Genomic DNA, 16,463 nt, shown 5'->3' with positions numbered 1-16,463 from the left:
GATTACATATCTTCTGTAGGAGCGGCCTTGTGCCGCGATGGGCCGCAAAGCGGCCCCGGCAGGCCTCAAGGCGCGAACGGCAGCTCGCGCTTGTGCTGGGTCTTGCGGTAGGTGGCGACGATGATGTCGAACGCTTCCTGGCTCACCGGCTGGCCATGCAGGAACGCATCGATCTGCTGGTAGGTCACCCCGTGTGACGCTTCGTCCGGCTTGCCCGGCTCCAGGTCTTCCAGGTCCGCGGTCGGCACCTTCTCCACCAGCGACTCCGGCGCGCCGAAACTGCGCGCAATCGCCCGCACCTGGTTCTTCACCAGCCCGCTCAACGGCGCCAGGTCGCACGCCCCATCACCGAACTTGGTAAAGAAGCCCATCACCGCCTCGGCGGCATGGTCGGTGCCGATCACCAGGCCCGCGCGGGCGCCGGCGATGGTGTACTGGGCGACCATGCGCGTACGCGCCTTGATGTTGCCGACGACGAAGTCCACCAGGCTTGGCGAGCCCCCCTTCAACGCTTCGGTTTCGGCAGCCAGTGCGCGTACTGCCGGGGCGATGTCGACGGTGTGCACCTCGTCGGCCTTGATCACCTCCAGGCAGGCCTGGGCGTCGTGCTCGTCGTGCTGCACCTGGTACGGCAGGCGCACGGCGATGAAGCGGTAGCCGGCATCGCCCGTCTCGCTGCGCAGCTCGTTGATGGCGCGCTGGGCGAGCAGGGCGGCAGTCAGCGAATCGACACCGCCGCTGATGCCCAGCACCAGGGTCTTGAGCCGGGCGTTGTTCAGGCACCCCTTGATGAAGGCCACGCGCCGGGCGACTTCCTGCTCGAGCGCGGCGGCGCCTTCGAACGGTGGCTGCACCTTGAGCGCCTGGGCAATCTCTTGCTGAACGGCTTGCATGGGTTACTCCTTGCTGGGGACTTTGAAGACATGACGCAGGTAGGTGACGAAGTTCTCGTCGCGGCACTGGGTCTTGGCGGCTTCGTCGGAGATCTTCGCCACCGGCGAGCCGTTGCAGTCGGTCATTTTAAGCACGATGTTCATCGGCGCCACACCGGGGATATCGCAGGTCAGGTTGGTGCCGATACCGAAACTGACGTTGATGCGCCCGCGCAGGGCACGGAAGATTTCCAGTGAGCGGGTGAGGTTCAGGCCATCGGAGAACACCAGGGTCTTGGTCATCGGGTCGATGCCCAGCTTCTGGTAGTGGGCGATGGCCTTCTCGGCCCAGGCCACCGGCTCGCCCGAGTCGTGGCGCAAACCATCGAAGAGCTTGGCGAAGTACAGGTCGAAGTCCTTCAGGAACGCATCCATGGTGATGCAGTCGGTCAGGGCGATCCCCAGCAGGCCGCGGTATTCACGCACCCAGCAGTCGAGCGCGGCGATCTGGCTGTCGATCAGCCGCGGGCCGAGCTGCTGGTGGGCCATGATCCACTCGTGGGCCATGGTGCCCAAGGGCTTGATATCCAGTTTCCATGCCAGGTCGACGTTGCTGGTGCCGACGAATCGGGCCGGGAAGTCGTCGCGCAGCACGCGCACCACTTCTTCCTGGACGCGGCTGGAGAAGCGCCGCCGCGTGCCGAAATCGGCCACCTGCAGGTGGGCCAGCTCGTCGTCGCTGGCATGGGCACTCAGCCAGTCGAACTTGCGATGCAGCTGGTCGCGCGCTTCAGAAAGGCGCATGCGCGGGTGCAGGTGGCGGTTGCGCACTTCGCTGATGATCGCCAGCAAAGGTACCTCGAAGAGGATCACGTGCAGCCAGGGGCCGCGGATACGCAGGAACAGTTGGTCGTGCTCGATGCCCACGCGCACGTAGCGCAGGTTGAAGCGGAACAGGCGCAGGAAGCGCAGGAAGTCGGGCTTGAGGAAGCTGATGCGTTCGAGGAAGGCCAGTTGCTCATCTTCCAGGGTCAGTTCGCTGAGCAGCTCGAGCTGGTTGCGGATCTCGCCCAGGTAGGGGCGCAGGTCCTCGCCGTTGCGGCAGCGGAACTCCCATTCGACGTCGGCGTCCGGGTAGTTGTGCAGCACCGCCTGCATCATCGTCAGCTTGTAGAAGTCGGTGTCGAGCAGGTTGTGCACGATGCGCTCGGCGAATGCGCTCTCGCTCATCAGGTGGGGCTCCAGGGCGTCGAATGGTGGCTATTGTGCCAGCCTTTGCGGGGTTGATGTGCCTGGTTCGCCGGCAAGCCGGCTCCTACAGGTTTTGCTGCCGGCGAACCCGCCAGAACAGGTGTTTTTCCGTGCACCGACTAGCCTTTAAACGGTGCCCCCTGTAGCAGTCACGCACCAGCGGTGTGCACTTCGGTGACGTCCGCTGTTACAGGTCGGTTGCACGTTAACACTCGCAAGGGTTGCAATGATGGCGCTCGCAGGTTGCTCCTTGTCTAGGCGTTTCGGTAGCGCTTGCTCCGAGGTAGACGGTTGCACGCTCAATAAAGAAAAGGCCGTCGGTCGCCTGTCACAACACCCCGTCGTGTGTTTTCCCGGAAGACAAAACCACTGGCACGGCCCTTGCTCGGAGCACAGGGCTGAGAAGTTGTAGTGCCAACCAAAAAAAATACTCTAGGAGCACCACCTCATGTCGCAGACGTTTTACAAGAAAGGTTTCCTGGCACTGGCCGTGGCCACGGCACTGGGTGTTTCTTCGTATGTTCAGGCCGACGTCAAGTTTGGCGTCGCAGGCCCCATGACCGGGGCCAACGCAGCGTTTGGCGAGCAGTACATGAAAGGTGCCCAGGCGGCGGCCGACAAGATCAACGCCGCCGGTGGGGTGAACGGCGAGAAGATCATTCTCGTCAAGGGTGATGATGCGTGCGAGCCGAAGCAGGCCGTGGCCGTGGCCAACCGCCTGGTCGACCAGGACAAGGTCATCGGTGTGGTCGGTCACTTCTGCTCCTCCAACACCATCCCCGCCTCCGAGGTGTACGACGAGGCCGGCGTGATCGCCATCACCCCGGGCTCGACCAACCCGCAGGTCACCGAGCGTGGCCTGGGTGCGATGTTCCGCATGTGCGGCCGTGACGATCAGCAGGGCATCGTTGCCGGTGACTACATCGTCGATGTGCTCAAGGGCAAGAAAGTGGCGGTGCTGCACGACAAGGACACCTACGGCCAGGGCCTTGCCGATGCGACCAAGGCACAGCTGACCAAGCGTGGCGTCACCCCGGTGCTGTATGAAGGCCTGACCCGTGGCGAGAAGGACTTCAGCGCCGTGGTCACCAAGATCCGCGCCGCCGGTGCCGATGTCGTCTACTTCGGCGGCCTGCACCCGGAAGCCGGCCCGCTGGTGCGCCAGCTGCGCGAGCAGGGCCTGAAGGATGTCAAGTTCATGTCCGACGACGGCATCGTCACCGACGAACTGGTGGCCACCGCAGGCGGCGCCCAGTATGTCGACGGCGTGTACATGACCTTCGGTGCCGACCCGCGCCTGCTGCCCGACAGCAAGGCGGTGGTGGAAGAGTTCCGCAAGGCCGGTACCGAGCCCGAAGGCTACACCCTGTACGCCTATGCCTCGGTCCAGGCCCTGGCCGCCGCGTTCAACGGCGCCAAGTCGAACAAGGGCGAGGACGCCGCCAAGTGGCTCAAGGCCAACCCGGTCAAGACCGTCATGGGCGAGAAGAAGTGGGACAGCAAGGGTGACCTGACCGTATCGGACTACGTGGTCTACCAGTGGGACAAGGACGGCAAATACCACCAGCTGGAAAAACAAAAATAACAACGGCATCCGGCCCGGGCGCCACAACGTTCGGGCCGCTGCCCCGCGGTACCCGTCTTTATCCGTAGATCTGCACAGTTCTGCGCCGCGAGGGCCGCTTCATCCGTGGCCTGCCGTGGTCGGCGCTCGTGCAATCTCAATCAGGTGAGATTGCGTTATGGATGGTATTTTCCTGCAGCAACTGGTCAACGGCCTGACCCTCGGGTCGGTCTATGGCCTGATCGCCATCGGCTACACAATGGTCTATGGCATCATCGGCATGATCAACTTCGCGCACGGCGAGGTGTACATGATCTCCGCGTACCTCGCGGCGATCAGCCTGGCATTGCTGGCCTACTTCGGCGTCGAGTCGTTCCCCCTGCTGATGTTGGGCACGCTGTTGTTCACCGTGGTCGTCACCGGCGTCTATGGCTTCACCATCGAGCGCATCGCCTACAAGCCCCTGCGCAACTCCACCCGCCTGGCACCGCTGATCAGCGCCATCGGCATCTCGCTGATCCTGCAGAACTACGCGCAGATCAGCCAGGGCGCGCGCCAGCAAGGCGTACCGACCCTGCTCGAAGGCGCCTGGCGCGTCGAGGTGGGCAGCGGTTTCGTGCAACTGACCTACACCAAGATCTTCATCCTGGTGGCCGCGTTCGTCGGCATGGGCCTGCTCACCTACGTGATCAAGTACACCAAGCTCGGCCGCATGTGCCGCGCCACGCAGCAGGACCGCAAGATGGCCTCGATCCTGGGGATCAACACCGACCGGGTGATCTCCTACGTGTTCGTCATCGGCGCGGTGATGGCGGCGCTGGCCGGCGTGCTGATCACCATGAACTACGGCACCTTCGACTTCTACGCCGGCTTCATCATCGGCATCAAGGCGTTCACCGCCGCGGTGCTCGGCGGGATCGGCTCGCTGCCTGGCGCGATGCTCGGCGGCATCATCCTGGGTATCTCCGAATCGCTGTTCTCCGGTTTGATCAACTCCGACTACAAGGATGTGTTCAGCTTCTCGCTGCTGGTGATGATCCTTATCTTCCGTCCGCAAGGCCTGCTGGGTCGCCCGCTCGTGGCTAAGGTGTGAACATGTCCTCTGCCAAAACTGCCTCTGTACCCGAAACCAAGGGTTTCGACCTCAAACGCAGCCTGCTGGAGACCATCGTCGCCGGCCTGCTGGCCCTTATCGTGTTTGGCCCGGTCGTCGGAGTGGTGCTCGACGGCTACAGCTTCAATGCCGAGCCCACCCGTGTCGCCTGGCTGGTCGGCGGGGTGATGCTCGGGCGCTTCCTGCTCAGCCTGTTCCTGCAGACCGGCACCGGCCTGCGCATGCTGCAGGGCTTCGACAGCGGTGGCTCGGGCGTGCATGTGCTGGCGCCGGACTACAAGTCGCGGCTGCGCTACATCATCCCGGCATTGATCGTGATCGCCATCGTGTTCCCGGTGTTCGCCAACAAGTACCTGCTGACCGTGGTCATCCTCGGGCTGATCTATGTGTTGCTGGGCCTGGGCCTGAACATCGTGGTGGGCCTGGCCGGCCTGCTCGACCTGGGTTACGTGGCGTTCTACGCCATCGGCGCCTATGGCCTGGCGCTGGGCTACCAGTACCTCGGGCTGGGCTTCTGGAGCGTGCTGCCACTGGCTGCGATCGCCGCGGCGCTGGCCGGGTGCATCCTCGGCTTCCCGGTATTGCGAATGCACGGCGACTACCTGGCGATCGTCACCCTGGGCTTCGGCGAGATCATTCGTCTGGTGCTGAACAACTGGCTGTCGTTCACCGGTGGCCCGAACGGCATGCCGGTGCCGTCGCCGACCTTCATGGGCCTGGAGTTCGGCCGCCGGGCGAAAGACGGTGGCGTGCCGATCCACGAGTTCTTCGGCTTCGAGTACAACGCCAACCTCAAGTTCGTGTTCATCTACGCCGTGTTGTTCCTGGTGGTGCTGGCGGTGCTGTACATCAAGCACCGGCTGACTCGCATGCCAGTGGGCCGCGCCTGGGAAGCACTGCGTGAAGACGAAATCGCCTGCCGCTCCATGGGCCTGAACCACGTGCTGGTCAAGCTTTCGGCGTTCACCCTGGGTGCATCCACCGCTGGCCTGGCAGGCGTGTTCTTCGCTTCGTACCAAGGCTTCGTCAACCCGTCTTCGTTCACCTTCTTCGAGTCGGCGCTGATCCTGGCCATCGTCGTGCTGGGTGGCATGGGCTCGACCGTGGGCGTGGTGATCGCGGCCTTCGTGCTGACCGTGGCGCCGGAGCTGCTGCGCAGCTTCTCCGAGTACCGGGTGCTGCTGTTCGGCGTGCTGATGGTGCTGATGATGATCTGGCGACCGCGCGGGCTGATCCGCATCAGCCGCACCGGCGTGGTCCCGCGTAAAGGAGTGGCGCCATGAGCGACGATATCATTCTGTCGGTCGACAACCTGATGATGCAGTTCGGTGGGATCAAGGCGCTCAGCGATGTCAGCCTGAAGGTCAAGCGCAACCAGATCTTCGCCCTGATCGGCCCCAACGGTGCCGGCAAGACCACCGTGTTCAACTGCCTGACCGGCTTCTACAAGGCCAGCGGCGGGCGTATCGAGCTGAACGTGCGTGGTAGCAGCACCAACGTCATCCAACTGCTGGGCGAGCGCTTCCAGCCGGCGGACTTCGTTTCGCCCGCGCGCTTCGCCAACCGCATGTACTACAAGATGTTTGGCGGCACCCACCTGGTCAACCGCGCAGGGCTGGCGCGGACCTTCCAGAACATTCGCCTGTTCAGGGAAATGTCCGTGGTGGAGAACCTGCTGGTGGCCCAGCACATGTGGGTCAACCGCAACCTGCTGGCCGGGGTGCTCAATACCAAGGCCTATCGCCAGGCCGAGAGCGAGGCGCTGGACCATGCGTTCTACTGGTTGGAGGTGGTCGACCTGGTCGACTGCGCCAACCGTCTGGCTGGTGAACTCTCGTACGGCCAGCAGCGCCGCCTGGAGATCGCCCGGGCCATGTGCACGCGGCCGAAGATCATCTGCCTGGACGAGCCGGCCGCCGGCCTCAACCCGCAGGAAACCGAGGCCCTGAGCCGCATGATCCGCGTGCTGCGCGACGAGCATGACATCACCGTGGTGCTGATCGAGCACGACATGGGCATGGTCATGAGCATTTCCGACCACATCGTCGTGCTCGACCACGGCAACGTGATCGCCGAAGGCGCGCCGCAGGATATCCGCCACAACCCGACGGTGATCGCCGCCTACCTGGGTGCCGACGAAGAGGAGCTGGTATGAGTGCACCCATTCTCGAACTGAAGGACCTGGACGTGTTCTACGGGCCGATCCAGGCCCTGAAGAAAGTCTCGATGCACATCAACGAAGGCGAGACGGTGAGCCTGATCGGCGCCAACGGCGCGGGCAAGTCCACACTCTTGATGTCGATCTTCGGCCAGCCGCGGGCGGCGTCGGGGCATATCGTCTATCGCGGCACCGACATTACCCGCAAGTCGTCGCACTACATCGCCTCCAACGGCATCGCCCAGTCCCCGGAAGGGCGCCGGGTATTCCCCGACATGACCGTCGAGGAGAACTTGATGATGGGCACCATCCCCATCGGCGACCAGCATGCGGCCGAGGACATGCAGCGCATGTACGAGCTGTTCCCGCGGCTGAAGGAGCGGCGCAACCAGCGCGCGATGACCATGTCCGGGGGCGAGCAGCAGATGCTCGCCATCGCCCGGGCGCTGATGAGCCGGCCCAAGCTGCTGCTGCTGGATGAACCATCGCTGGGGCTGGCGCCGATCGTGGTCAAGCAGATCTTCGCCACGCTGCGCGAGCTGGCGCAGACGGGGATGACTATCTTCCTGGTGGAGCAGAACGCCAACCATGCGCTGAAGCTGTCGGACCGGGCGTACGTGATGGTCAACGGGCAGATTCGCATGACCGGGACGGGGCAGGAGTTGTTGGTGAATGAGGAGGTGCGTAACGCCTATTTGGGCGGGCACTGATTGAGTACGCTGTTCGCCGGCAAGCCGGCTCCTACAGGGAAATTCGTAGGAGCCGGCTTGCCGGCGAACGCATGTGGACAACTTGTCGCATATCTTTCTGGAAGCACTCCACAATCCCATCGCAACCCCTTGTTTCCACAAGCTGAAAACTTTCCACGGATTGTGTGGAACCGCCTGTGGAAAACATGGTGGCACCTCGCTCGAGCCCTTTATTTTCGTAGCCTGTAAAGGGTTGTCTGTTTTTTGATCAAACCACGGTTGTGCATGATTTCACTGCACTTTCCTGCTCACTCGGGGCGCAAGGCAAGCAACCTGCATTTCTGTGGATAAGTCTGTGAAAAAACTTTGGACAGACTGCTGCAAGCGGCATGATTGAAAGCGTTGCGCCATCATTGGGAGATGTCCACAGGACCTTTTCCATCCAATTGGTTCCCTTCGTCCGACGAGTTGCCCCCAATCCGTGGGGAAAGGCTTGTGGATAAGATGCGCATAGCCTCACGAGAGCCCCCTATGACGGGGCTTTCCCGGTGTTGTTTATTTTTTGAGCAGCTGCTGAAACGGTTGTCGACAACGCTTGCGCCGGGCATGCTGCAAAACCTGCCGATCACACCCCAAGGAGAAGAGCATGACGTCCACCGTATTTATCACTGGCGCGACTTCCGGTTTCGGCGAGGCCACCGCCCGCCGTTTTGCCGATGCCGGCTGGAAGCTGGTGCTGACCGGCCGTCGCCAGGAGCGCCTGGACGCGCTGTGCGCCGAACTGTCGGCCAAGACCGAGGTGCATGGCCTGGTGGTCGATGTGCGTGATCGCCAGGCGATGGAAGCGGCCATCGCCAGCCTGCCGCCGAGCTTCGACAAGCTCCAGGGCCTGGTCAACAACGCCGGCCTGGCGCTGGGGGTGGATGCCGCGCAGAACTGCAGCCTGGACGACTGGGAAACCATGGTCGACACCAACATCAAGGGGCTGATGTACACCACCCGCCTGCTGCTGCCACGGCTGATCGCCCACGGGCGTGGGGCGTCGATTCTCAACGTCGGTTCGGTGGCGGGCAACTATCCGTACCCGGGCGCCAACGTGTATGGCGGCACCAAGGCCTTCGTCGGGCAGTTCTCGCTGAGCCTGCGCTGCGACCTGCGCGGTACTGGCGTGCGGGTGAGCAACATCGAGCCGGGGTTGTGCGAGAGCGAGTTCTCGTTGGTGCGCTTCGGTGGTGACCAGGCGAAGTACGATGCCACCTACGCCGGGGCGGACCCGATCCAGCCGCAGGACATCGCCGAGACGATCTTCTGGATCCTCAACCAGCCGGTACACATCAATATCAACAGCCTCGAGCTGATGCCGGTGAGCCAGGACTGGGCGGGGTTCTCGATCGACCGCTCGGCCAAGGGTTGATCGCGAAGCATACCAGGCGCTCGGAAGGTGATCGCCTGGCATGCTGGTATCAGCTTAAGAGGTGTAGGTAGCTCTTGCCCTTGGGCAGTTTGCCTTGTTCCTCGAGCAACGAAATGACCCCCAACTGTTGCAGGACATCATTGATTGCATCGTGTACGCCCAAGTCCTCTTTGGTGGCCGCGCCATCTACGACTCGTCGCAAGCTCAGGAGGTAGCCGAGTTGGCCGTGGGCGATATGGTCGAGGTCAGCTTTTTTCTTGTCCTGGATTTGCTTGGCTGCTGCGTTGATCTGTTCTTCCAGAAAGTCCTTGAATGCTGATTTGTCCATGATAAGGCTCCAGGTTGTTGAGCCTTTAATCTAGTGCGTCAGTCTACTGGTTGATACTGATAAAAATGCTAGGTCACCTGAATGCGGCCATGCCTTTCAGGCAAGTCGCCAGATGATACGGCGTAGTCGAAGGCATGTCGTGGCGGCTGACCGTGCCATTACCGTCGCGGCACTCATGCCAGCCACCGTCATGCAGGAACCGCGACTCCAGGGCCTGTAGCTGCGCCAGTAACTTCACCTCGCTTCCTGGCCGCAAGGCCAGCGCCCGCAGGTACTCGGCCTGGGCCCAGATCCGTTGGGTCGCATCGATGACCTTGCCGTCCACATCGAGCATCGCCAGCACCGCCATATCTTTCACACCGCACTGCTCGGCATAGTCGAAGGCGCGGGTGATGGAGGCGTGCAGCGCTGTCCCGCGCAGCAGCGGCGAGGTGTCCAGCAAGTAGAACCATTCGAACTGGTGGCCTGGCTCGAACCAGTTATCCACAGCCCCGCGTGGCTTCTCCAGCATCAGGCCGTGGGCCGATTCGATGAACTGCGCCTGCAATCCCTCGCACAGGTCCAGCAATGCATCGCGAACGTGCTCGTCTTCGCGCACGGCCAGTACCTGGAGAAACGCCTCGGCCAGGTGCATCTGCGGGTTCTGCAACGGGCCGCTGCCCAGGTCCGACCAGTCTTCGCCGAGGCTGGCCTCGTACAGGCCATCATCGCGGGCGAACTGCTCGGCAACGATTTCCAGCGCTGCGTTCAGGGCCGATTCCACCAGGCCTTCGCGCACCTTGCCCCAGTAATGGGCGCAGGCGAAGACGATGAAGGCGTGGGTGTAGAGGTCCTTGCGCCGATCCAGCGGCTTGCCGTCGGCGTCGATGCTGTAGAACCAGCCGCCGTGCTCGGCGTCGTGAAAGTGCCGTTGCAGCGAGCGGAACAGCGCCGCTGCACGCTCGGCCGCGCCGGGCTGCTCGATGCGGCTGCTGAAGAGGTAGAGCTGGCGGGCGCAGGCCATGGCCCGGTAGCGCTGCACGGGCAGCGGCCGGTGCTGGGCGTCCAGGGCTTCGTAGGGCAGCGCCATGTCGGCGTTCCAGCCAGGGCCCTGCCACAGCGGCACGATGCGTTCGGCGAAGTGCTGGTGGAAACGGGTCAGTGCGGGGCGGGGGTCGGACATGGTGGCGCTCGTGACGGTCGGGCAGGGCGCCATGGTAGCAGAAGTGGGGTTGTGGGTTGTTCGTGCCGGCCCATTCGCCGGCAAGGCCGGCTCCTACGGGGGCGGCGGGTCCTTGTGGGAGCGGGCTTGCCCGCGAAGAGGCCGGTGTGCCTAGCCGGGATTGCCCAGGCCCTGCCAATGCCGCGCACCAACGAAGATGAAGCGCAGTTGCTGGGTGATCTTTTCCTGCGGTGATAACGCCTGTGGATAACCCGGCTCGGGGCTGTCGATCAGCTCGGGCAAGGTGGCGAACACGGTCTTGACCACCAAGTCGGCCATCACCGCCAGCGCGGCGCCGTCCAGGTGCTGCCAGCGCGGCATGCGCGCAAGGTCGGTGGCCAGGTCGTTGCTGATGTCCTGGCGCAGGCGGGCGATGGCCTGGCGCACGGGCTGCGAGCCGCCGTATTGCTCACGGGCGAGGAACAGGAACTCGGCCCGGTGGGCGACGACCACGTCGAGGAAGATGCGCACCGAGGCATCGGTGATGCCGCCCAGTTCGAATTCGTTTTGGCGTACCAGGCGAATGGTCTGGCGGAAGGTGGTGTCGACCTCGGCGACCAGGGCCAGGCCCAGGGCATCCATGTCGGGGAAGTGGCGGTAGAAACCGGTGGGCACGATGCCCGCGGCCTTGGCCACCTCGCGCAGGCTGATGCTGCCGAAGCCACGGCCACTCTCCATGAGCAGGCAGGCGGCATCCAGCAGGGCCTGGCGGGTCTGTAGCTTCTGTTCGGCGCGCGGCAGCATGGGGCAGGATTCTTTGACGGTACGGCTGGGCATTCTGGATAAAAAAACAAAGCCCGGTCAATGGACCGGGCTTGGAGGGTAGCAGGCGCAGTGGAGCGGGTTGTTGTTCTCGGCCATGGCGATCAGCTCACACGGCTGAGTTCGACCAGACGATCCGAGCCACCTTCGGCAACACGGTTGTTGCGTTCGTTGAGGCGATCGGCGCCACCTTCGGCGACACGGTCGTTACGTTGGATCAGGCGATCGGAGCCACCTTCGGCAACACGGTCATTGCGTTGGATCAGGCGATCGGAGCCACCTTCGGCAACACGGTCATTGCGTTGGATCAGGCGATCGGAGCCACCCTCGGCAACGCGGTCATTGCGTTGGATCAGGCGATCGGAGCCACCTTCGGCGACACGGTTGTTACGTTCGAGCAGACGCTCGGAACCGCCTTCGGCCAGGCGGCCTGCACGTTCCTGCAGGCGCTCGGCGCCACCTTCTGCCAGGGTGTTCAGCGGTTGGCTGACGGTGGCGGCGCTGGAGCGCGATTCGGCGCTCAGGTGCTGGTCTTCGGCCGGCAGGGCGAAGGCGTTGGCGGCAAGGACGGACAGGGTCAGGCTCAGCAGCAGATGGCGTTTCATGATCTCGGTGCTCCTCTGGGGGGCTGGGAAAGTGGGTACGGAGCCAATGCTACGCTCGGTAACGCCAGAAAGAAGTTCATCGGGATAATGGTGACAATCGACGGGATTGATACTGGATTGCAATGGCTCTATAGCGGCACTTCTGGAGGTGATGGCTACATGTGCGCGGGGCTTTGGCCTGGTAACACCATGGCCGTTCGTCGAGCAAAAGCTGAGAAAAGTGTCAGGAAAAACTTCGCTATCATGGCCACCCGGATTAAACCCGGCGGGTTTTCATCAGTCCGACATACTAAGTGCCATTGCCACATCCGCTTCGAGCCATGCAGTCAGGAGAGCCCCGCATGACGCGCCCCGCCAGAATCCTCCTCTGGACCTTCGCCACCCTGGCCACGCTGCTGGCGATCCTGGTGGTGGTGATCGCCACCTTCGACTGGAACCGGGTCAAACCACTGCTCAACGAGAAAGTGTCCGAAGCCCTGCATCGCCCCTTCGCGATCAATGGCAACTTGGCGGTGAACTGGCGCACCGAGCCGGAAGAGAGAGGCTGGCGGGCCTTCGTGCCCTGGCCGCACTTCATCGCCGAGGACCTGACGCTCGGCAACCCTGATTGGCTCAAGGAGCCACGGATGGTCGGGCTGGAGCGCGTGGAATTCCGCTTGTCGCCGCTGCCGCTGATCGTCCAGCGCATCAGCATCCCGCGCATCGACCTGGTCAAGCCCAGCGCCAGCCTTGTACGCCTGGCCGATGGCCGCGCCAACTGGGTGTTCGACTTCGGGCCCAAGGACGAGAACGCGCCACCGTCGAAATGGGAGCTGGACATCGGTGCCATCGGCTTCGACCAAGGCAATGTCAGTTTCGATGACCAGACCCTGAAAACCAGCATGAAGGTGCAGGTCGACCCGCTGGGCAAGCCGATCCCGTTCAGCGACATCGTTGGCAAGGAGCGCGCCGAGAAAGTCGGCAAGGCCCAGGACTACGCCTTCGGCTTCAAGGCCCAGGGGCGCTACAAAGGCCAGGCGGTGGCCGCCACCGGCAAGATCGGCGGGTTGCTGGCGCTGCAGGACGCCAGCCAGCCCTTCCCGCTGCAGGCCGATGCACGCATCGGCGATACCCGCGTGGTCCTGGCGGGCACCTTGACCGATCCCCGCAACCTGGGCGCCCTGGACCTGCGCCTGGCGCTCTCCGGTAGCAGCCTGGGCAACCTCTACCCGCTGACCGGCGTGACCCTGCCGGACACCCCGGCTTATTCCACCGACGGCCACCTGACTGCCAACCTGCACGATCCAGCAGGCGCGCAGTTCCGCTATGAGGGTTTCAACGGCAAGATCGGTGACAGTGATATCCACGGCGACCTGGCTTTTGTCGCCAGCCAGCCGCGACCAAAACTGTCGGGCAAGCTGGTCTCGAACCAGTTGCTGTTCAAGGACCTGGCACCGCTGATCGGCGCCGACTCCAACAGTGCGCAGAAGGCGCGCGGTGGCGCCAGCAAGCAGCCGGCGGGCAAGGTGCTGCCGGTGGAGGAGTTCCGCACCGAACGCTGGCGGGCCATGGATGCCGACGTCAGTTTTGCCGGCAAGCGCATCGTCCACAGCGAGAAACTGCCGTTCAAGGACCTCTCCGCCCACGTGATCCTCGAAGACGGCCTACTGCGCCTGGAGCCGCTGCGTTTTGGCGTGGCCGGTGGCAACCTAGATTCCAACATCCGCCTGGACGGGCGCAACGCGCCGTTGCAGGGCCGTGCCCGGCTGACCGCGCGCGGCTTCAAGCTCAAGCAGCTGTTCCCCGGCTTCGCGCCGATGCAGACCAGCTTCGGCGAGCTCAACGGCGACGCCGACATCAGCGGCCGCGGCAACTCGGTGGCGGCCTTGCTGGGCACTGCCAACGGCGATCTGCGCCTGTTGATGAACGATGGTGCGATCAGCCGTGGCCTGATGGAGATCGCCGGGCTAAACGTGGGTAACTACGTGGTCGGCAAGCTGTTCGGTGACGAGGACGTGAAGATCAATTGCGCTGCGGCTGATGTGGGGATCAAGGATGGCCTGGCGACCACGCGGTTGTTCGTCTTCGATACCGAGAACGCGATCATCTATATCAACGGCACGGCCAATTTCGCCAGTGAGCAACTGGACCTGAAGATCACCCCCGAATCCAAGGGCCTGCGCCTGTTCTCGCTGCGCTCGCCGTTGTATGTGCGTGGGCCGTTCGCCAAGCCCAGCGCCGGCGTGCAGGCGGTGCCGCTGGCATTGCGCGGGGCGGGGATGGTGGCGTTGGGGGTGGTGGTCGGGCCGGCGGCCGGGTTGCTGGCGTTGATTGCTCCCAGCAGTGGCGATGCGCCTAACCAGTGCACGCCGTTGTTGCAGCAGATGAAGGCCGGCAAGGCACCAGCGGCGGTGAAGAGGTGACTGTAGGAGCGGCTTCAGCCGCGAAGCAGGCGACGCGGTGATTGGCACCGGCTAGGCCGGTGTTCGCGGCTAAAGCCGCTCCTACAGGGATCGTAAGGATCGCGCCGGCAATCACAACCCTTTCAACAGGTCGGACATATCGTCCGCGTGCTCCTCTTCCTGGGCCAGGATGTCCTCGAAGATGCGCCGGGTGGTCGGGTCCTTGTCACCGATGTACTGGATGATCTCGCGGTAGCTGTCGATGGCAATGCGCTCGGCCACAAGGTCTTCCAGCACCATCTCCTTCAGCGAGTCGCCCGCCACGTACTGGGCGTGGGAATGCTTGCTCAGGTTGTCCGGGTTGAAGTCCGGCTCGCCGCCCAGTTGCACGATGCGTTCGGCCAGCCGGTCGGCGTGTTCGCTTTCCTGGTTGGCATGCTCGAGGAATTCCTCGGCGGCGACGCTGGCCTTGATGCCGCTGGCCATGAAGTAGTGGCGCTTGTAGCGCAAGGTGCAGACCAGCTCGGTGGCCAGCGACTCGTTGAGCAGGCGCAGGATCTTCTCGCGGTCGGCGTGGTAACCCTCGGTCACCGCCCCTTGCTCGACATGCTTGCGGGCATTGGCACGCAGGGTCTTCACATCGGTCAGTTCAACGCTCATGTTCATCTCCGTAGGCATCAGGTGGGGTCAGGCGCCGTGCACGGCGTCGCTGTCTTGCTGGCGTTGCTTGCAGGTCTTGAAGCCCTTGGCGTCGACATGGCCGGTGGCGTCGAAGCGCACGTAGTAGGGCTGTTGGTGGCCATCGTGGTTGAGGATGTAGTCGTTGCAGGTGCCACCGTGGGGCAGGTCGATGACGTTCGACGGGCTGCCGCCGATGGCGATGACCTTCTGCATGGTCATGCCGTGCTCGACCTGCTTGACCAGCGGCTCGTCGCGGTAGGTGACGTAGTCCACCGGGTTTTCCGGGCGGCTGCCGCAGGCGGCGAGGGTCGCGCTTGCCAGCAGGATGGCCAGGGTTCGCTTGTGCATGGTCCCGCTCCTTGCTCAGTGTCTGTTCTGCTTGGAACCGCGCGGCGCGCCGGGAGTTCGATTGCGCTTGTCTTCGAGCGCGCTGTAGGGTGGGCTGGTCTGTTCACGGATGAGGGCAAGGTAATGAGTCAGGAACTGGCCACGCGTTATCCACTGGTGTTGGTGCCGGGCATGCTCGGCTTCGTGCGGGCAGTGGTGTATCCCTACTGGTTCGGCATCGTGCCGGCGTTGCGCCGGGGCGGCGCGCAGGTGATTCCGGTGCAGGTGTCGCCGCTGCATTCCAGCGAGGTGCGGGGCGAACAGCTGCTGGTCATCATCGAGGAGATCTGCCAGCGCACGGGGGCCGAGAAGGTCAACCTGATCGGGCATAGCCAGGGGGCGTTGAGCGCGCGTTACGCGGCCGCGAAACGACCCGACCGGGTGGCCTCGGTGACCTCGGTGGCCGGCCCCAACCATGGCTCGGAACTGGCTGACCACCTGGAGCGTACGGCGCCGGGCGACTCACCCCAGGGGCGCATTCTCAAGGCGCTGCTGCATGGCGTTGCCGTGCTGCTGGGCTGGCTGGAGACCGGTTGGCGCCGGGAACCGCTGCCAATTGATGTGCATGCGTCGCACCAGTCGCTGACCAGTGCCGGGGTGGCGCTGTTCAACCAGGCTTATCCACAGGGGCTGCCGGAGGTCTGGGGTGGCGAGGGGCCGCCCGAGGTGAACGGGGTGCGCTACTACTCCTGGTCCGGCACCCTGCAGCCAGGGCGCACCGACCAGGGGTTGAACCGCCTCGACGGTAGCAATTACTTCTGTCGCTTGTTCGCCCGCAGCTTCGTCAGGGAGACGGGGCAATGCGACGGCATGGTCGGGCGTTTCAGTTCGCACCTGGGGCAGGTGATCGGCGACGACTATCCGCTCGATCACCTGGATATCGTCAACCAGTCGCTGGGCGCGGTGGGCAAGGGAGCCCAGCCGGTGCGGCTGTTCACCGAGCATGCTGCCCGGCTCAAGGCGGCGGGGGTGTGAGACGCCAGGGGCTGCTTCGCAGCCCTTTCGCGACACAAGGCCGCTCCCACAGGAGCAGTGCTGGCCTTGAATCATGCGCAT

General features: G+C 63.7%; 16 protein-coding genes. 8 read left to right on the top strand and 8 right to left on the bottom strand.

Annotation, left to right across the window (positions count from 1 at the left end; genetic code table 11):
* Positions 1–65: 65 nt before the first annotated feature.
* On the bottom strand, positions 66–893 hold the full coding sequence (gene nadE, locus PSEEN_RS22755; RefSeq protein WP_011535929.1) for an ammonia-dependent NAD(+) synthetase: 828 nt from the start codon (positions 891–893) through the stop codon (positions 66–68).
* A gap of 3 nt (positions 894–896) precedes the next feature.
* Positions 897–2,102, bottom strand: a complete 1,206-nt coding sequence (gene pncB, locus PSEEN_RS22750; protein ID WP_011535928.1) for a nicotinate phosphoribosyltransferase — start codon at positions 2,100–2,102, stop codon at positions 897–899.
* Between the two features lie 469 nt (positions 2,103–2,571).
* Between pncB and PSEEN_RS22745 the strand changes: the two genes are divergently transcribed.
* The 6 genes from PSEEN_RS22745 to PSEEN_RS22720 all read left to right on the top strand — a co-directional run bounded on the left by PSEEN_RS22745 (position 2,572) and on the right by PSEEN_RS22720 (position 9,062).
* Positions 2,572–3,708 (top strand): branched-chain amino acid ABC transporter substrate-binding protein, encoded by a 1,137-nt coding sequence (locus PSEEN_RS22745; protein WP_011535927.1) that lies wholly within the window; start codon positions 2,572–2,574, stop codon positions 3,706–3,708.
* Between the two features lie 157 nt (positions 3,709–3,865).
* Positions 3,866–4,780, top strand: a complete 915-nt coding sequence (locus tag PSEEN_RS22740) for an ABC transporter permease subunit (protein ID WP_044488501.1) — start codon at positions 3,866–3,868, stop codon at positions 4,778–4,780.
* A gap of 2 nt (positions 4,781–4,782) precedes the next feature.
* Entirely contained in the window at positions 4,783–6,084 is a 1,302-nt protein-coding gene (gene livM / locus PSEEN_RS22735; RefSeq protein ID WP_011535925.1) for a high-affinity branched-chain amino acid ABC transporter permease LivM, read from the top strand.
* A complete protein-coding gene (locus PSEEN_RS22730; protein WP_011535924.1) occupies positions 6,081–6,956 on the top strand; it encodes an ABC transporter ATP-binding protein in 876 nt (291 codons plus the stop codon). The genes livM and PSEEN_RS22730 overlap by 4 nt, the downstream gene beginning before the upstream one ends.
* Positions 6,953–7,669, top strand: a complete 717-nt coding sequence (locus tag PSEEN_RS22725) for an ABC transporter ATP-binding protein (RefSeq protein ID WP_011535923.1) — start codon at positions 6,953–6,955, stop codon at positions 7,667–7,669. Before PSEEN_RS22730 ends, PSEEN_RS22725 begins: the two co-directional genes overlap by 4 nt.
* 625 nt (positions 7,670–8,294) lie before the next feature.
* On the top strand, positions 8,295–9,062 hold the full coding sequence (locus PSEEN_RS22720; RefSeq protein WP_011535922.1) for an SDR family oxidoreductase: 768 nt from the start codon (positions 8,295–8,297) through the stop codon (positions 9,060–9,062).
* Between the two features lie 49 nt (positions 9,063–9,111).
* Here PSEEN_RS22720 and PSEEN_RS22715 read toward each other — a convergent pair whose 3' ends face one another.
* The 4 genes from PSEEN_RS22715 to PSEEN_RS22700 all read right to left on the bottom strand — a co-directional run bounded on the left by PSEEN_RS22715 (position 9,112) and on the right by PSEEN_RS22700 (position 11,958).
* On the bottom strand, positions 9,112–9,390 hold the full coding sequence (locus tag PSEEN_RS22715; RefSeq protein WP_011535921.1) for a hypothetical protein: 279 nt from the start codon (positions 9,388–9,390) through the stop codon (positions 9,112–9,114).
* A 73-nt stretch (positions 9,391–9,463) separates the two neighbouring features.
* Positions 9,464–10,552, bottom strand: a complete 1,089-nt coding sequence (locus tag PSEEN_RS22710) for an AGE family epimerase/isomerase (RefSeq protein ID WP_044488499.1) — start codon at positions 10,550–10,552, stop codon at positions 9,464–9,466.
* Between the two features lie 150 nt (positions 10,553–10,702).
* A complete protein-coding gene (locus PSEEN_RS22705; RefSeq protein WP_011535919.1) occupies positions 10,703–11,335 on the bottom strand; it encodes a TetR family transcriptional regulator in 633 nt (210 codons plus the stop codon).
* Between the two features lie 122 nt (positions 11,336–11,457).
* The gene (locus tag PSEEN_RS22700) at positions 11,458–11,958 is read right to left on the bottom strand and encodes a hypothetical protein (protein ID WP_011535918.1); all 501 of its coding nucleotides are present in this window, start codon (positions 11,956–11,958) and stop codon (positions 11,458–11,460) included.
* 341 nt (positions 11,959–12,299) lie between these two features.
* Between PSEEN_RS22700 and PSEEN_RS22695 the strand changes: the two genes are divergently transcribed.
* On the top strand, positions 12,300–14,360 hold the full coding sequence (locus PSEEN_RS22695; protein ID WP_011535917.1) for an AsmA family protein: 2,061 nt from the start codon (positions 12,300–12,302) through the stop codon (positions 14,358–14,360).
* Between the two features lie 111 nt (positions 14,361–14,471).
* Here PSEEN_RS22695 and PSEEN_RS22690 read toward each other — a convergent pair whose 3' ends face one another.
* Both PSEEN_RS22690 and osmE read right to left on the bottom strand, forming a co-directional pair.
* A complete protein-coding gene (locus tag PSEEN_RS22690) occupies positions 14,472–14,999 on the bottom strand; it encodes a ferritin-like domain-containing protein (RefSeq protein ID WP_011535916.1) in 528 nt (175 codons plus the stop codon).
* A 27-nt stretch (positions 15,000–15,026) separates the two neighbouring features.
* On the bottom strand, positions 15,027–15,368 hold the full coding sequence (gene osmE, locus PSEEN_RS22685) for an osmotically-inducible lipoprotein OsmE (RefSeq protein ID WP_011535915.1): 342 nt from the start codon (positions 15,366–15,368) through the stop codon (positions 15,027–15,029).
* Between the two features lie 123 nt (positions 15,369–15,491).
* Here osmE and PSEEN_RS22680 point away from each other — a divergent pair, with 123 nt between their 5' ends.
* Positions 15,492–16,382, top strand: coding sequence for a lipase family alpha/beta hydrolase (locus PSEEN_RS22680; RefSeq protein WP_011535914.1), 891 nt, complete (start codon positions 15,492–15,494; stop codon positions 16,380–16,382).
* Positions 16,383–16,463 lie beyond the last annotated feature (81 nt).

It is taken from the genome of Pseudomonas entomophila L48, assembly GCF_000026105.1.
GTDB lineage: Bacteria > Pseudomonadota > Gammaproteobacteria > Pseudomonadales > Pseudomonadaceae > Aquipseudomonas > Aquipseudomonas entomophila.
This window is presented reverse-complemented; position numbering and strand designations above follow the sequence as displayed.

Coding starts and splice junctions, on each gene's coding strand:
- PSEEN_RS22700 (WP_011535918.1), bottom strand. CDS start 11,958: ATGAAACGCCATCTGCTGCTGAGCCTGACCCTGTCCGTCCTTGCCGCC.
- PSEEN_RS22720 (WP_011535922.1), top strand. CDS start 8,295: ATGACGTCCACCGTATTTATCACTGGCGCGACTTCCGGTTTCGGCGAG.
- livM (WP_011535925.1), top strand. CDS start 4,783: ATGTCCTCTGCCAAAACTGCCTCTGTACCCGAAACCAAGGGTTTCGAC.
- PSEEN_RS22725 (WP_011535923.1), top strand. CDS start 6,953: ATGAGTGCACCCATTCTCGAACTGAAGGACCTGGACGTGTTCTACGGG.
- osmE (WP_011535915.1), bottom strand. CDS start 15,368: ATGCACAAGCGAACCCTGGCCATCCTGCTGGCAAGCGCGACCCTCGCC.
- PSEEN_RS22705 (WP_011535919.1), bottom strand. CDS start 11,335: ATGCTGCCGCGCGCCGAACAGAAGCTACAGACCCGCCAGGCCCTGCTG.
- pncB (WP_011535928.1), bottom strand. CDS start 2,102: ATGAGCGAGAGCGCATTCGCCGAGCGCATCGTGCACAACCTGCTCGAC.
- PSEEN_RS22695 (WP_011535917.1), top strand. CDS start 12,300: ATGACGCGCCCCGCCAGAATCCTCCTCTGGACCTTCGCCACCCTGGCC.
- PSEEN_RS22740 (WP_044488501.1), top strand. CDS start 3,866: ATGGATGGTATTTTCCTGCAGCAACTGGTCAACGGCCTGACCCTCGGG.
- PSEEN_RS22710 (WP_044488499.1), bottom strand. CDS start 10,552: ATGTCCGACCCCCGCCCCGCACTGACCCGTTTCCACCAGCACTTCGCC.
- PSEEN_RS22715 (WP_011535921.1), bottom strand. CDS start 9,390: ATGGACAAATCAGCATTCAAGGACTTTCTGGAAGAACAGATCAACGCA.
- PSEEN_RS22730 (WP_011535924.1), top strand. CDS start 6,081: ATGAGCGACGATATCATTCTGTCGGTCGACAACCTGATGATGCAGTTC.
- PSEEN_RS22690 (WP_011535916.1), bottom strand. CDS start 14,999: ATGAGCGTTGAACTGACCGATGTGAAGACCCTGCGTGCCAATGCCCGC.
- nadE (WP_011535929.1), bottom strand. CDS start 893: ATGCAAGCCGTTCAGCAAGAGATTGCCCAGGCGCTCAAGGTGCAGCCA.
- PSEEN_RS22680 (WP_011535914.1), top strand. CDS start 15,492: ATGAGTCAGGAACTGGCCACGCGTTATCCACTGGTGTTGGTGCCGGGC.
- PSEEN_RS22745 (WP_011535927.1), top strand. CDS start 2,572: ATGTCGCAGACGTTTTACAAGAAAGGTTTCCTGGCACTGGCCGTGGCC.